Annotated in this window: 14 protein-coding genes and 1 tRNA gene; 8 read left to right on the forward strand and 7 right to left on the reverse strand. The window is 62.4% G+C overall.

The features are described from left to right. Positions 1-198 precede the first annotated feature (198 nt). Positions 199-271: transfer RNA gene (locus VFG33_RS12405), tRNA-Thr, on the forward strand. 666 nt (positions 272-937) lie between these two features. Here VFG33_RS12405 and VFG33_RS12410 read toward each other — a convergent pair. From VFG33_RS12410 to VFG33_RS41250, 5 genes are all read right to left on the reverse strand, one after another. Continuing rightward, positions 938-2983 carry a hypothetical protein gene (locus VFG33_RS12410; protein WP_325025719.1) on the reverse strand — a complete coding sequence of 682 codons (2046 nt, stop codon included), beginning with the start codon at positions 2981-2983 and terminating at the stop codon, positions 938-940. Then, complete coding sequence (locus VFG33_RS12415) at positions 2973-3200, reverse strand: hypothetical protein (RefSeq protein WP_325025722.1); 228 nt, start codon at positions 3198-3200, stop codon at positions 2973-2975. The genes VFG33_RS12410 and VFG33_RS12415 overlap by 11 nt, the downstream gene beginning before the upstream one ends. Positions 3201-3556: 356 nt before the next feature. Then, positions 3557-4426 (reverse strand): hypothetical protein, encoded by an 870-nt coding sequence (locus tag VFG33_RS12420; protein WP_325025724.1) that lies wholly within the window; start codon positions 4424-4426, stop codon positions 3557-3559. A gap of 607 nt (positions 4427-5033) precedes the next feature. Continuing rightward, positions 5034-6494, reverse strand: coding sequence for a helix-turn-helix domain-containing protein (locus VFG33_RS12425; protein WP_325025727.1), 1461 nt, complete (start codon positions 6492-6494; stop codon positions 5034-5036). Positions 6495-6729: 235 nt separating this feature from the next. Beyond that, the gene (locus VFG33_RS41250; protein WP_414672948.1) at positions 6730-6972 is read right to left on the reverse strand and encodes a GNAT family N-acetyltransferase; all 243 of its coding nucleotides are present in this window, start codon (positions 6970-6972) and stop codon (positions 6730-6732) included. Between the two features lie 41 nt (positions 6973-7013). On the opposite strand from VFG33_RS41250, the gene VFG33_RS12430 reads away from it, so the two are divergent. Both VFG33_RS12430 and VFG33_RS12435 read left to right on the forward strand, forming a co-directional pair. Further along, on the forward strand, positions 7014-7229 hold the full coding sequence (locus VFG33_RS12430; RefSeq protein ID WP_325025729.1) for a hypothetical protein: 216 nt from the start codon (positions 7014-7016) through the stop codon (positions 7227-7229). 934 nt (positions 7230-8163) lie between these two features. Beyond that, positions 8164-8724, forward strand: a complete 561-nt coding sequence (locus tag VFG33_RS12435) for an NUDIX hydrolase (RefSeq protein WP_325025731.1) — start codon at positions 8164-8166, stop codon at positions 8722-8724. Between the two features lies 1 nt (position 8725). Here VFG33_RS12435 and VFG33_RS12440 read toward each other — a convergent pair whose 3' ends face one another. Further along, positions 8726-10261: an NsdA family TPR-like regulatory protein gene (locus tag VFG33_RS12440; protein WP_325025733.1), complete on the reverse strand. Its 1536-nt coding sequence runs from the start codon at positions 10259-10261 to the stop codon at positions 8726-8728. A 415-nt stretch (positions 10262-10676) separates the two neighbouring features. Between VFG33_RS12440 and VFG33_RS12445 the strand changes: the two genes are divergently transcribed. The 5 genes from VFG33_RS12445 (at position 10677) to VFG33_RS12465 (ending at position 14271) form a co-directional block, all read left to right on the forward strand. Continuing rightward, positions 10677-11108, forward strand: a complete 432-nt coding sequence (locus tag VFG33_RS12445) for a hypothetical protein (protein ID WP_325025735.1) — start codon at positions 10677-10679, stop codon at positions 11106-11108. Between the two features lie 264 nt (positions 11109-11372). Beyond that, on the forward strand, positions 11373-11633 hold the full coding sequence (locus VFG33_RS12450) for a hypothetical protein (RefSeq protein ID WP_325025737.1): 261 nt from the start codon (positions 11373-11375) through the stop codon (positions 11631-11633). Positions 11634-11651: 18 nt separating this feature from the next. Further along, the gene (locus VFG33_RS12455; RefSeq protein ID WP_325025739.1) at positions 11652-12407 is read left to right on the forward strand and encodes a DddA-like double-stranded DNA deaminase toxin; all 756 of its coding nucleotides are present in this window, start codon (positions 11652-11654) and stop codon (positions 12405-12407) included. Continuing rightward, complete coding sequence (locus VFG33_RS12460) at positions 12404-12841, forward strand: Imm1 family immunity protein (protein WP_325025740.1); 438 nt, start codon at positions 12404-12406, stop codon at positions 12839-12841. Before VFG33_RS12455 ends, VFG33_RS12460 begins: the two co-directional genes overlap by 4 nt. 1055 nt (positions 12842-13896) lie before the next feature. Continuing rightward, positions 13897-14271 carry a hypothetical protein gene (locus tag VFG33_RS12465; protein ID WP_325025742.1) on the forward strand — a complete coding sequence of 125 codons (375 nt, stop codon included), beginning with the start codon at positions 13897-13899 and terminating at the stop codon, positions 14269-14271. Here VFG33_RS12465 and VFG33_RS12470 read toward each other — a convergent pair. Then, on the reverse strand, positions 14253-14549 hold the full coding sequence (locus VFG33_RS12470; protein WP_325025744.1) for a hypothetical protein: 297 nt from the start codon (positions 14547-14549) through the stop codon (positions 14253-14255). The genes VFG33_RS12465 and VFG33_RS12470 overlap by 19 nt on opposite strands. Between the last annotated feature and the right edge of the window lie 96 nt (positions 14550-14645).

Below are 14645 nucleotides of genomic sequence, written 5' to 3' on the forward strand. Positions count from 1 at the left end.
AGACCGCGCCGTGAACAGCACCCGAAACCCACGACTACCCCGAAGCAGCCCCACCGCCCCCACCGCGACCCCGTCCCCACTCACCGCCTCACCCACCGCTCACCCCCTCGACGTCCCGGCCCGGCAACCTCCGCACCACCCCGGCCTCGCAATCCTCTACGATGGTCCGGCACCCAAGGGGTCACCCCGACGTGCACCGCCGACGTGGCGCAACTGGCAGCGCACCGCTCTTGTAAAGCGGTGGTTAGGGGTTCGAGTCCCCTCGTCGGCTCTCTGACCAGCACATATGCCTTCTGGCGAATGCAGCTGGAGCGACCAACTGACCGCTTACTGACCGCATTGAGGGGTTTCTACCCGACGGGTGCTCCGCAGCCGCTCCTTCGTCGCGCCAGCTGCGCCCGCTCCCGCCCACCCAACCTCCTGCGGGCTGCGCCCGCGTATGCACGCTCCCGCGCGATAACCGCCGGTGCTGACCCGGTCCGCGGCGCGACTCGTCGTGCGCCGCGGGCCCGAGCTGACCCTCGCCAGTCCTTCCAGCCCGCCGCCGACAGGTGTAGTCATCGGCGGCGGTCGATGTCCCGGACTGTCCGAAGCGGTCGGCGTTTTCCGCGGCAACTTGCCACGATCTATCGAGGATGGTCGCAGCACTCTTGCGGAAACATACGGGAGGCAGGCCTATGAGAATTCATCCCGACGAGGCGCATGCAGGCGAACTCGAGCAGCTCCAGCAAACGTTTGATCGAGCGGAACCGAGCCTCCGGTACGAGTCCGCAAGCGGACGAGTGGTGCCGACAGGTCTCCGACTGAGTCTCTGGCCCTAGTATCCGCCAGTTGCCTACTGCGATGGCGCCAGCCGACGCCTGCACAGGAAGCCATTAGATCTGATCGGATCGCCTGCACGCCCGCGGCTAAGCACACCGTCCCTTGCTCCAACCCATCATCGCAGCAGGCGGTCGGCGCCGAGGTCGATCAGGTCGTAGCCGTCCGTCCCAAGCCAGGACTCCAGCGTGGCTGGCGGCTCGCTCGTGGTTACGAACACTTGGCCGGATGTACGCGATGTGGCAAGCAGATGCCGGTAGAGCGCCGCCAAGGAGTCTTGCTCTACACCCTGCTGTCCCGGTTCGTCCATCAGCAAAACGCCCGGGTGAGAGCCACCGACTTCGGCGCAGGTTTCCATCAAACTCAGCAGGTAAGCCCACCGTAGCCGAATGCCATCGCTAGCAGATCCTTGGAATCCGATGTCGTAGCTGTCTACCACAGGCTTCATCGTGGAGTCGATCTCGACTTGCGCTGGCACAGCGGACTCGAATCCAAACTCGACTAACTGCTCACGTAGACGGGCGACCCACGCGCCCTTCCGCTGCTTGTCTTCCGCCGTTTCCTGCGTGCTTCCCAGCGCGCTCAGCTCAGCTTGTACTGCAGCTAAGTCCATCGCGATCAGAGTCCAACTATCTGCGTCGTCGAGAAACTGCGCCTGCAGGTTCAGCAACCGGGCAAGCTCCTGTTCCTGCTCGACGGCGAGCTGGATAGCGCTGCTGGACGGAGTTCCGTCGACCGCCACCAGGTCCGCCTTCAATGCGCGGACCCGTAGCCGTGCGGCCGACGTCTCCTGCGACCATGCCGCCCGACGTACCGCAACTAGCTCGACCCGCTGTTCAGCCTCGACGACCAAATTCTTCACTGTTTCCCGGTCCTCGCGAATCGCCGCGCGAGTCTCCGCGACGGGCAGTGCGTTCCCCTCGATACTTTCGACAGCCTCAAGTGACTGGTGGCAGGTTGGGCAGTCACCGTTGTCCATCGTGAGTGGCGCGATCACTGAACCCAACTGCTGCAACGCATCGAGTTGGCGGTACCTGTCGTACTCGTCGTCCAGCGCGTTCATCCGGCGCCCAAGAGCACCCAGCTGAGTGTGCAGGAGATGTTCGTCCTGATTCAACGCCTCTAGTCGACCGGAGATCTGCGCAAGAGCACGCTCAGCATCGGCGAGCTCGACCTCTAGAGCCGCAGTTTCCGGACGCTCCTCTGTTTCAACAACCGCTCGTATGCCGCGGTTTACCCGGACTTGGTGCAGCTGATCGATTCGCTCGCTGAGGTCGAGCCAGACATCCTCGACAAGTACCTCGGCCGCCGGCGAGAGGACTACAGTGCCCGAGCCTTTACCGCCAACAGCAACTGTACTGACTCGGGGGAGATCGGGGAACCGAATCCGCGCCCCCTGTAAACGTGCAAGGCCTTCCAGACTTCCACGCAGCCGCTCCTCCCGGTTCGCCAGCTGTCGTTGCTGCTCTAGCAAAGTCTGCCGCCGCTGTGCCTCGATCAAGACGTCCAGCTGAAGCGCAAACTCGACTGCTTTTCGTAGTGGTTCAACGATCTGATATGTCGTCGGCACCTGCGGGACGGTCCCGCCCCAACCCCGCTTCTGGTCTACGTACCCGAGCCCGAATACAACTTGCACGTACAGCGGCACAGTACGTCCGCTGTACGTAGGGACCTGCGGCTGCCGCCATCCGAGGAACTCCGCGAAAAATCGATAGAAGCCACGCTCTTCGGTGGCGACACCGGGCCGACCGACGAGGTAGTCCACACTCGGCGTTCGGTCCTCCAAATCCACAACATCACCGGCCCAGGTTCGAACCAAGTCCGTCGCCGCCACCTTGCCTGAGCGCGGCTTCACCACTCGCTGGAGGGTGAGCACATCGCCCGCGCCGTTCGCAACAACGACCTCGACCCACGAGCTCTCAACGTCGACGGAGACATCATCGAGATCGATCTGAAGCGTCATGGCACGTGTGAGGACGCCCTTGCGAGTCGCGAACAAACTCTCGAGCCCGGCGCCATAAAGCAGGCCTTGGAGTAGAAGCGACTTACCGATCGTGTTGCCGCCACGGACCACAGTCATACCCGAACCGAACCGAGCGGCGTAACCGGCGCGGCCGGACGCCGTCTCGACATGGAATCGAACTGCACGAAACTCAAGTCCCATCGAGCGCTCCCCCCATCCTCATCGCGATACTCCTGTCATTCAACGGCCGGATGCTGCTCAAGGCTTCCTTCTCCGCTGCAAGTAGGCTCGATTCGGCATCGATTAGTGCCGCGAGTTCCTTGCCGCGCTCAAGCAGGTGAACGCGGCCAGTGGCGGTCAGCTCAACCAATTGCTCAGCAGCGGCCAATCGGATAGTGGTCTCGAGTTGCGGATCCATGCGGGAGGAGATCAGGTCCGCAGGCGATACGCCAGTTAGCCATGCCTGAAGCAAGGCGCGCGGTGTTCTACCGCGCAGCCCCCACATGAGTAGGTGGAGCGTGCCAACGGATGCCGTTTGACTATTGCATTTCGCCACCACGAGCACTAGCAGTGACAGGCGCCAGGGAATCCGGTTAGCCGCCGGAAGTACCGTCCGATGATGCTGGAATCGCACAATCGCGTCGAGGCCCGCGCCCATTTCAGGGTCGCCGAGCCGGCTAATGCCAAGCCGAGACGTCAGACCTGGTGGGACCTGTCCCCTTGTCGGTTCTCCCCGTGGACCCCCGATCTGATCCTGGCCTGGCCGGTCCTCATTCACGATGCCGCTTCCTGGCCGTCGGCGCCGTCTGACTCGCCATCCTCACCATTGAACGTCATCGTGCATTCCTGCAACCACTGCGTGATGGATCCTTGAGCAATGATTTCTGTGGCCTCACCCTTGAGTTCTGGCACCACGCCTGCGATCCGCTCCTGAACATCAGCCTCAACCGACCACAGATGCCTCTTCGTGAACGGCTCGGCCGCCTGTTCCATCATGATGCGTCGTTTCGCTCGTGCGATCGCGTCTCGAAGCTTCGCGCCGACGTCGGGAAGGTGGTCGTCGAATTTCGCAAGGTGATCGTCGCTCGCGATCTTGGCCTTGAGCAACTCACCGCGTAGGACAGCTCTATCCCGGGCGACTTTAACGACCTTCTTCAACTTGCCATCCATCACTTCGATGAGAGGGCCCGTGACCTCCGAGAACGGCACGCCGAGCGAATCTAGGTCCGGCAGCTTAGCTGACTTATGGAGCCCCTCAGGCAAATATCCGGCAGACTGCACAATCCGCCTTTCAACCGTGAAGTCGCTCACATCTTGAACATGGACACGAAATGAAGGGGCGATGAAATCTAACTGCATTGCCACAACGTGTGCTGATTTCGTGGCGCAGTGCGCAACCAAGTCTGCCGACTCATGTTTGGGCGTCAGCAACACCCATTCAGTCAGTACTGTCCCCCCGAGAAGTTCGCGGACTCGGTCCGAGTACTTTTCGAGCTTGTTGAGGTCGGTTGTGATCTTGTGGCGCTGCAGGCCATATCGTTGTTTCGCGGTGAGCGGTTCATTCTCAGGCGCGTAGCACTGCCACGCGACACCTTCGGTCGTGTAAGCGTCAAGGCCGCCATCACCACCCGACTTATCGGGCACCGGAACCAACTTGACCCCGTACCGCTGACGGAGCAGTAGCACTCCAAACGCTTCCCAAGCGTCCGAGTCCCAGGAAGAGTACGTCGGCTCCACCATTGCTAGACACATCCTCGCTGCCAGAGGTGACCAGCAGGTCCACCAACTTGCGATTGAACACCACCTTGACCGCCAGTTGGAGCTCGATCTTGAACCCGAGCAGATCTTGCGCTTGAGCAGTTGCGCAAAGCCATAGCCATAGAGCCCCCTCGGCAGTGAACCAGCAGCCCACTGCTCCTCCCCAGCACTACCCCATCCCTAACTCCTTGATCGAACATCGTTTGCTGTCCGTTACACGGAATGGGCTCGAATCGTGCCGGTCGGCAACAACAGCGAGTCCCGTCATTGCCTCTCTCTTCAGCCGATATTTCTCTCCGCGAATGCTCAAACGGTGGCGGATGACCGGTTAGGAAGGTGTGTGGGGCACCAGCGGCGCCTCCGTCACTCCCAGCTATGCTCGTTTCTCAGCCACCCAGCCTTATCCGGGCCGCCGGGCACACCCCCGTCCGCGAGATGTCTGGTCGATGGGACGGCTAAATCCAGCCACGCCGGCCTGATGATCGGAATCCCCCTAGGGCGTAACGTCGCCCGACGCCAGCCGATCTTGCTCGTGAACGCTCCGCAATGCATCCTCCAAGTGCCCCGCCGCCTCCGGATTCCGTGCCCGTCGACCGATGTAGTCATCGACCGTCGTGGACGTCCTGGAGTGCCCAAGCTGGTCAGCAATCCTCCGCGGCGTCTGCCCGGCATCCTCAAGAATCGTTGCCGTCGTCTTCCGGAAAACGTGAGCGGTAACCCAGGCCAACTCATCCGCTAGCGACCGCATACCAGCCAACTCAGTCAGCTCCAGCAACGCCGCACGGTCACCATTGCTCAACCTGTATGCGTCGGCCAACATTACCGATTCCTCGGCCGCCAACCTCACGCGACCGGTCTCGATTAGGCTGATTCTGGTCTTTCGCCAGCCGAGCTTCGAAACTGCTTGGACTTGGGTGAGACCAGCCTTACGACGATGGGATCTCAACGTCCGCCCCAGCTCGATCCGCCGTTGCCCCCCGACGGGACGACGCGCGTCGCGCAGCGCGTGCTGAACATTGTGAGGGTCACGGAAGCCACCGACAGAGTCGGGGAAGAACGGGGAGTCCTCCGACGTGCCCGCCCTCCATCGAGTGCGCGCCATCTCAAGCGCCCACTGCGGCAGGAAGAGCTTCCGTTCACCTGCAGCGGACTTCACCCGGCGACGCACCAACCCCTGGCCTCTCAGCCTCTGCATCTGATGGCTGCAGTCGACCTCGCCGGTTTCCCGGTTGATGTCCTTCCAGGTGACAGCCAGGGCCTCACCGATCCGCTCACCGGTAGCCAGCATGAACTTGCAGAGATCCACAAGATCGGCCCGGACAGCACGCTTGTCCTGCCGCAGCAGCTCAAACCAAGCGTCCCTCTCCTCGGCCTCCAACGCCCGGGGCGGCTGACGCCTCTTCCCCGGCCGGATCTTGATCTCCCGCACAGGATTCGCATCCAAAGCCCCATGCCGAACCGAAAGCGAGAGCGCACCAGACAGGATGCTCTTACAGGTCCTGGCGCTAGCTGCCCCGACTTCCTCCCTGATCGCCTTGATGACGTCGTTGACCCTTGGCGTCGTCACCTCACGAAGTCGGACCTCAGCAATCCGCGGAGCAAGATTCTTGTCGTACTGGTACCGATACGTCTGATACGTCCCAGGAGCCATGACCTCCTGCTCACCAAGCTCCTTCACTTCAGCCAGCAACAACTCAACTGCTACCGACACGCGGCTGTCAGGCTTGATCTCTGCAGACCCCCGCAACTTGGTGCGAGTCGTCAACTTCGTCCTGAGGTTGTTCGCCGCCCCAGTCGCAGTCTTCCCCCAAGCAGTCACACGCCGAGTACGACCGTCGAAGTCCCGGTACCTCGCCTTCGCCTCGAACCTGTCGGCCCTCCCCTTGGCGTCCCTGTGAACGATGTGAGACGAAATCGTCCCCCAAGTCCCCAACGGCAACGGCTGCTTCGCCACCAGACCCTCCCGCGCGATCGTCCGTCCGGCTCACTCCGAACGGCCACGCAGACTCAACGGTCGAGACGATCCAAGTTCGCGATTGGCGGAAGACGACCCCTCAGCGGGCGCATGTGATGGCGGCGTCACTACGTGGAGTAAGGCTTGACGCAGACTGGGTCTGCTCCGCCGCTCAAGGTCCGTTGCCAAAGGCTCGCTTGCGCGGATCGGACGGTCGACCGCAGGTAAGGCTTCTTCAGTGCCGCGCCAGCCTCAACACCAGCCGGACGAAAATTGGTGAGTCCGGAAATGGCTGTTTCTCGGCGAGCTGGACCCGGCCCCAGGACCGGTATGCCGCTTGCGCCGCGACGTTGTCCTTGCGCACAAGGAGCTCGGCCACCGGCTCAGACCGAAGGGCAACCAATACATCGTGAAGCTGGCGGCCGATACCTCGTCGCTGGTGGTGCGGGTGTACTGCGAACTCGCGGAACATGTACATCGGCACCGAGTTGGCCCGCAGGCCCCACTCGGGTAGGTCGAGTGGAGTTCGTCCCAGATAGTCCCGTGTTCGTCTCGTGGGCTGCCGAATGCGTTGCCGACAACGGCGCCGTCATTTCGAGCGGCGACGAGTTCGAAGTCGCGACCGGGCATGTACAGGTCGACCAGGCGCTCCCAGAACTGATCTGGATGAAACCAAGGGTCGTGCATCTGGTCGTCGTGCGAAGCGGCGTACACCGGCAGGACGTCATCAGGTAGGCCCGCAGTGGACGTGCTGTCGTGCCGCTCGATACCAGGCGGTCGATATCGCTCATAGTGTTGTGGCTTACCTCTCTCGGAGCGGATCAGCCAGCACTGACTTCAAGGCACTCGCGTCACGGTGGCTGCCGAGGCGCAATCTGTGCACCTAGCCGACGGCACCTGGCTCGGGGACGTCGTGCTGGGAGAGGGAGCCTGCCCCCAGCACCAGAGCGTCGGTGACCAAGCTAGCTATGGCCAAACAAGCAGTTCGATGCCTGCAGCCGGCCGTCTTGTGGTGTCGGCCGTGCGGTGACTCGCCCGTGCAAGCGCGGCTCGACTCCGGCAGCACCCGGGTGCGAGGCCGTGCCACTAGCGCGAGTGGCGGCCCATCCGACATGGTCAATCACCGGCACACTTCTTGCACTTAAGGCGTTTCCACCGAACGCAACGGCTATTCGAACGCATCGTCCGCCGACCGTTGAGCCAATATGGACAACTCCTCCAACCAACATTTTGCCAGCCTGGGTGCGCGAAGGCGAGTGTGTGAGCACTGTGCTTCAACCTTCTTTGCCGGCAGATCTGACCAACGGTTCTGCACGGATCTGTGCCGCCTCCGCAATTGGCGAAGCCGCAAAACCGCCCCTTCCGCATGCGCCGCAGGCAGCCAGCAGCGCCTTGACGCACTGCTCAGGGAGATCGATCGGCTGGAGGTCCAAATCGCCGAACTACGGCACGTCCACGCGGCGCTACGCGAGGTGCTCATAACATGCAAATGCGCTCAGCCCAGCGTCGACGAACCCACGCGGACGTCCTGATCTGTACGGCTATGTCGCGACGTTTCAGACCTACCATCGCCCTCCGGTTCGCGAGTCCGCTCGCTGGTGTCGCTCGCCGCAGACAGCCGCTGGTTGGTGTGCCGCAAGGACGGGATGCGCGTTGGTACTGTCGTGGCGTGACAGCTGACGGTGGTACAGAACCCACACTGTGGAAGATCCACGGCGAGCGCCTGATTGACGACACTCGTCGGCTGCAGTTGAGCATCGCATCGGTGGAGTTGCCAGATGGTGTGCAGTTTGAGCAGTACGTCCTGCGGATGCCCAAGGCAGCCATGATGATCGTGCTCGATGACAAGCAAGAGAACGTACTGATGCTGTGGCGGCACCGCTTCATCGTCGACCGCTGGGTGTGGGAACTGCCCGGCGGATACGTCGATCCCGATGAAGATCCGGCTGTCACTGCCGCGCGTGAGGTCGAGGAGGAGACCGGCTGGCGTCCGAGGAATGTGAAGCCGCTGGTCTCGCTCCAGCCCTCCGTAGGTACGACGGACGCCGAGAACCTGCTGTTCGTTTCGGACGGCGCCGACTACATCGGTGAACCGGAAGACATCAATGAGGCGGAACGCATCGATTGGGTCGCTCTGGACTCGATCCGCGAACGCATCGACGCCGGCCAGATCATCGGCGCGGCATCTCTTGTCGGCCTGCTACACGTTCTCGCGTTCGGCACCGGCTGACCTAGTCGCCGGGTGAGATCCCGATCTCGATCATGTCGTCGAAGAGGGAGCTGACGACATTGACGTCCTGGTACGGCGAAAGTTGCTTGCCGAGGTCCTGCAGATAGCTTGTGCCCCGCATCGATCGTACGGATCTGGCCATTGTCGTGGCCTCGACTCCAAGCGCGCAGGATTCCTCAAGCCGACGTTGGTCCGCCAGGATGGTTGCGAGCAAAGCTGTGTTGAACAGACGACCACGCTCGTATCCGTCGGTCATCTCAAGAGATCGTCGGGCGAACGGCTCGGCTTCATGAGGAAGGCCCAGATCGCGAAATGTGTGCGCGAACTTCGCGGCCAGATAGGCGTGGTCGAAGTACGTGAGCCAGGACGGTCGCTCTTCAGCGTCAGCCCGGTTGAAAGCCTCCTCAGCGCGGCTCAAAGCGGCAAGGCAACTCGCCTTGTCGCCCTGCAGCGCGAGGCCGTGTGCCTCCATGACCGCAGCCTCGGCCTGCAAGAGCTTCGAGCCGCATCGTTTCGCACTGTGCTGAGCTGCGAGCGCGAGATCGACAGCGCCATCCGGTGCAGCTTGGAATGCTGCCTGATGGCTCATACCAGCCAACATCTCACTCGCAAGTGCATCGGTGTCGGCTTCATGACAGAGACGGAGTGCATGCCGTAGATGAGTATGGCCGTCGGCATGCTGGCCGGTGTCGTACGCCATCCAACCGGCCAAGTGGTGGAGCTCCGCCGCCGCGGCGAACAGCTCTGATCGGCCTCGACCGGTCGCGGAGTTCTCCTTGAGTAGTGGCGTAACCGTTGAGTTCAGATAAGAGGTGACAACCGAACGGCTGTGGCCGCCGCCGTAGCGGTTGTCGAGTCGGCGAAAGACCTGGGTCATCTCTCTGATCTCGGCGCCGACGTCAGGCATCCCCCGCTTCATGCGTTCGTTCGGGTACGGCGAGGCGCCTACCAACAGGCTCGCCCCGACCGCCGTGAGGCCAACGCCGGCCGACCTAATGAACTGTCTCCGCTGCACTACGTCTCCCTCGGCAGGCTTCGTTGCCCGCACGATAGATCCGCTGTCGGACAACGAGAATGCATCGGTGACATCGCTGCCTTCGCGTCGTGCATCACGCGTCGGCAGATCAGCTCTATCGCCCTGGTCGATCGGGTGAGCCGTCAAGCTGAACCACAACAGTTGCTGCGGAATATGCAGGGCACGTGCCCAGCGGTCGAGCTTGTCGAGATCGCGCACGGGCATCGCGCTGCGCTCGATCCGGCTTACCTGCCCCTGCGTCAATCCAAGCCACTGCCCGACCAACGCCTGCGTCGGTTCGGGCCGCTGCAGCTTGCGGTAGGCCAGTAGGAACTTGCCGAAATGCCGCTCAGTTGCAGCCTCGACGAGCGCGGCTGCCTCCCAGAAGGTCTCAGCAAGGCGCGGCGCATTGAGGGCCAGGTCGGGGGCATGCCGCCAGCACGGCCCACACTGGTCGCCGCGATTGTCCGCCGCCAAGTATGCGCCGCATGAACGACAGAGCCGCCGCTCGTAGCGCGTCACAGGCTCAACACTACCGGTGACGAACTTCTCGTATGTATGTCACGCATATCCCGCGATGTGCATATGCGGCGGTGTCGTTTCCAATCACGCTCCGTCATCGGATGGTTGTGCTCCACGAATCAACCGAACCGGGGACGTGAGGGCCGTGAATCACCAGATGTGGCTGCTGACGATCATCGCTGCCGTGCTGTACGGCTTCATCTTGCGCGACATCGCGCGAGAGGTGCGTGGCGAATGATGAGACTTGGCCAGCCTGTCCTGCCGACGGACCGCAGGGTCTGCGTCTGGTTCGGTGAGCATCTGATCGCCGACTTCATCAGTGATCCAGAGTCGGCCGCCTCGTACGAAGCAGCGATGCGACGTCGCTTCCTTAGCCTGCGGGTGACAAATGAGCAGGCAAGCGCGGTGATGCCAGATGCAGACCTCTCGTGAGGGGACAGCGTCGTCGGCGCTGGTGGGCGGTGCTCTGGAGGCGCATAGTAGCCAAGTTCCGGCAGTGGCAGGACGAGGAGCGCTGAGCGACGTCGATTACACGCGCCCACTCGTCCTTGGCTACGTCCTCAAGCACCTGCTCATGACTGACGGCGATTTGGCCGACATCAAGGACCAGTTAGAGCAGTTCGCCGAGATCGAGGGCTTCGCGATGGGAACGATCTACACCGAGGAAACCGAGACGACACCGGCTGCGTTCGAAGCCCTGATCGCGGCAGTCAACCGCTACCAGGTGACGACCGTGGTCATCCCGAGTCGACTGCACTTCGCCGCCCTGGCCATCACGCACGACGTCAAGGACACCTTCGAGCGGGCGACTGGCGCTCGGGTCGTCATTGCGAACTCCACCCCCTGATCTGGCGAAACCGGCGGAGAGTCGTCGTCCTCATTCGTCGGTGCCGTGTGATCGCTGCACACCCATCGGTTCCGTCATCCCAACGTCCCTGTCTGAGCTCCCTGACCCTGTTTCCCCTGATGGCTCAGACAGGGACTCCAAAGACCGGCTGGCGCGGATCAGGGGACGAGGCTGCTCTGCGCCAGCCGCTCCAAACCTCCCGATGCCCGCCCACTTCGGGAGTGGAGACCTGTTCACCGATCACTTTCGAGAAGTGAGGCCGCTATGTCGCAAGTCGAACAGATGAGGATGCAGCTCCATGGTCTGGCCGACCAATCCCGCCAAGGAGCTGCAAGCCTGGCCGGATTCAAGCAACGATTTCAGCAATCCGGCGAACAGGTACAGGCGCTGATCCGTGGATCGGCTACCGGCGCGGATCGCGACATCTCCGCGGTCCTCGATGCGGCGGGAAAGTCGGTTGAGCAGGCTGTCCAGGCGCTCCAGATCGCTGAGGCCTGTTGTCGCAGCTACGCCGACCAGATCTAGCCGGCCGAGGCGGCAAATGTGCCTTCGGAGCTGCAACGAGTCGCCCAGCAGTTGCTTGCCACCCTGGACGAGATTCCACGAGTGGTGGCGTACCTGCACGACCGCGCAGGCAAGTATCGCGGGTCAGCTGGCTGGATCGGCAGCTTAAGCAACAACCCGAATGCCCAGATGGCCGCAACGCAACTGGAGGAGGCCGCGAGGCGCTGTGAAGAAGCCGCCCACCATGTGTCCCTGGCACCGCCCAAAGCGCGCGGCTGGGTCCAGGAGATGGTCAGCGGTCAGAGAACAGTTCCTGGCCGGGAAGACCGTACCCACTTTGGACCGGCCGCCTGGCGCGATCCTGGCAGACGAGCTTCGGAGCCTGAACCGGAAGATCCGTTTGACCCGACCGCCAGCCGGGTTATGCGCGCTCTCCCCGTCCGGAAGCCCAAGGACAAGACACATGGTGTCTGGGTCGACGAGGCAGGACGGCGGCATGAGTGGATCAGCGGATTCGACGAATATCGCAAGCAGGCCGACGATCTCGCGGTCGAACTCGGGCTCGGTCGTCTGTGGACGACATCGCACGTCGAGATAAAGTTCGCGATGTTCATGCGGGAGCGTGGGCTGACCAGAGCACGGCTGATCCTGAACAACGTCCCTTGCGACGACGAAGAATTCTCCTGCGAGAACCTGCTCAAGAGGTTCCTCCCGCCCGGCGCGAAACTGACGATCTACGCACCCGACAACTTCAAACGCACCTACCCCACATCAGATGACGGGAGCAGCCGATGACCTACACAGCCCGCGCCAACCACAAGCGAGGCCAATCCAACAGCCCAGCCCAGATCACCGGCCCACAAGACATCGACGCACTGATCCTTGAACTGTCTACCGACGACGGCGACAACACGATCGCCGGCATCTACATCAACGAACGCCCCGCCACAGCCCAAGGCCTCCCGGACCACGAACTGCGCATCGCCATCGACGGCGAACGCAAAGTCGGAGCCATCCGCTACATGTCCGGCGACGACGCCTGGTACGCCGTCGGCCAAAAGTCCAACCTCGACGAAGTTCTCTACTTCTACATGGGCCACGACGAGCAGTACCCCCAAGACTCTGAGATCACCCTCGACGAGATCCGCACAGCCACCAACGAGTTCCTCGCATCAGGAGGGGAGCGACCGATGTCTCCAACTTGGTCCGAGTGGCCACCGCACCTCTGACAATCAGCGCGAATCAGGCACAACCTGCACACCAATTCCAGCCCGGCTCGGCAGGCGGCAGAGCATCAGGCTGTTGCGCAGCGACAGCACAGCCAGTGACTTCCTCGTTCCACAGCCACTATGGGAAGCACACCATGCATGCTCGCCGCTTACTCGGTCGAGCGACGAACTGTGGCACGCGATCACTGTGGCGCCGTAGCCTGCAGCTTGCTAAGGGGGCAAGGACATCGAAGCAATCGGGGGATTATGACGACTCAGCAAGCGACCTTACTGGCGGCGTGCATCGCGGCTGTCGGCACGCTGGCAACGCTGATTGGAACCATGCTGGCTTCTCGTCGCGCTGAGATGAGGGCGTCTCACCGCGCAGCCCTCACACCTCACCTCGACAATTTGGGAGAGGGGATCCATCAGGTCGTCGCTAGCGCAAAGATCCTCAGGCAACGAGCAGTCGATGGAGCGGAGCCCGGCAACTGGCTCGAGCGAAGCAAGACGGGTGCCGCTACCCTCAAATCGGTTCGCCCGAAGTGTCGATATGTTCTCAATGGGTTAGACGACCCGCTGAGAACACTCACCCGAATGCCGGATTGGGTCGCTACATACAAGAACATCGAAGGGACGAATGCCGATGATCTCGTCGACGGGATGAGAAAGCTTGCCGAAGGCATAGATCGAGCGGTGCAGCGGTCGTACCGGCACGGCCTACCGCCAGGCAGGTTTCGCAGGTGGTTACTCAAGAGGCAGAACAAGGCTGTGAGAGATCTTTGGGATCAGCGATTCGCCGGACTGTCTAGGTAGCCCCGCTCTGCGTAGTCCCCGCATCATCTCCGAGACCGCACCTTGTCGTGTGCCACCTGATGCCTGACGATTCCGTGCCAGTTGATGGTTGACACCTCGCCTAGTAAATTGAGAGGCCGCCGTGTCGGCCTGTTGGCATAGGTTAGTCGCCTGGTGCGTGCGATTGGGGGTCTTGTGATGCTTGGTCGGCAGCCGAGTCCGTGGGGCTCGCCGGAGGTGTTTGACACCTTGTGCGTCGGTCCGGCCTGACCGTTGGGTCGTTGACCGCGGCGAGCGCGTGGTCGGTGTTCGGCGCGTTCGGCAGGATCGAGTTCGATGTCCCGCAGGAGGCGGACTCCGACGGGCTTCTTTATCAGTACGGGATGCATGACTTCTCCGGCGAGCCACGCTTTCACTTCGATCTCACCAGGCAGTTCGGCTTGCCTGATTCCGACGAGTATCTGCAGTTCCACTGCGACCTCCAGTACCTGCCAACGCCGGCGGTCGAGGCACTGGGATCACACACGGAGTGGTGGTTTCCCGGCAACGGGAGACAGTTGCCGGAGTGGGTCGACGCGGTGAAGCAGCGTCCGGAATGGCCTGTCCTGGAGTCGGTGTTTCCGGCGGCGGTCGAGGTCTACTGCGACGAGACCTGACGTGGTCGGTCTGCCTTGATGTTGCGAACCGGCAGGGTGGTGGTGCGGCGCACTACCAGGGTCTGTTCGTCGTCGTCGAGTTCGATCGCCATCGTGGTCTCGGACACCCCGATGGTGAGGGTTTGATGCTTGTGGTCACGGCCGAGGGAGACCTTCTGGCCGCAGACCATGATCACGCCGGAGTTCGACGCGCGGCGCTGCACTCGGACCGGTTCGACCGATGGGCGTGGCGGCGGCCCGGCGGGCCGGCTGCCGCGCAGTCGGCGGGCCTGGTCCATGGTGAGCGGGTTCGGAACGGACCCTGAGCAGTTCGCGGGTGTCGAGGTCGTAGAACACCAGCGTCGATGGTTCGATGCGGATCTCGACCCGGCGAC

This window comes from Kribbella sp., from assembly GCF_035687465.1.
In the GTDB taxonomy this organism is placed as follows: Bacteria; Actinomycetota; Actinomycetes; order Propionibacteriales; family Kribbellaceae; genus Kribbella.

Excerpts from the sequence above, each read along its gene's own strand:
- VFG33_RS12410 (WP_325025719.1), bottom strand. The coding sequence starts at position 2,983 with ATGGGACTTGAGTTTCGTGCAGTTCGATTCCATGTCGAGACGGCGTCC.
- VFG33_RS12415 (WP_325025722.1), bottom strand. The coding sequence starts at position 3,200 with ATGGATCCGCAACTCGAGACCACTATCCGATTGGCCGCTGCTGAGCAA.
- VFG33_RS12460 (WP_325025740.1), top strand. The coding sequence starts at position 12,404 with ATGACCTACACAGCCCGCGCCAACCACAAGCGAGGCCAATCCAACAGC.
- VFG33_RS41250 (WP_414672948.1), bottom strand. The coding sequence starts at position 6,972 with ATGTACATGTTCCGCGAGTTCGCAGTACACCCGCACCACCAGCGACGA.
- VFG33_RS12450 (WP_325025737.1), top strand. The coding sequence starts at position 11,373 with ATGTCGCAAGTCGAACAGATGAGGATGCAGCTCCATGGTCTGGCCGAC.
- VFG33_RS12470 (WP_325025744.1), bottom strand. The coding sequence starts at position 14,549 with ATGGACCAGGCCCGCCGACTGCGCGGCAGCCGGCCCGCCGGGCCGCCG.
- VFG33_RS12445 (WP_325025735.1), top strand. The coding sequence starts at position 10,677 with ATGCAGACCTCTCGTGAGGGGACAGCGTCGTCGGCGCTGGTGGGCGGT.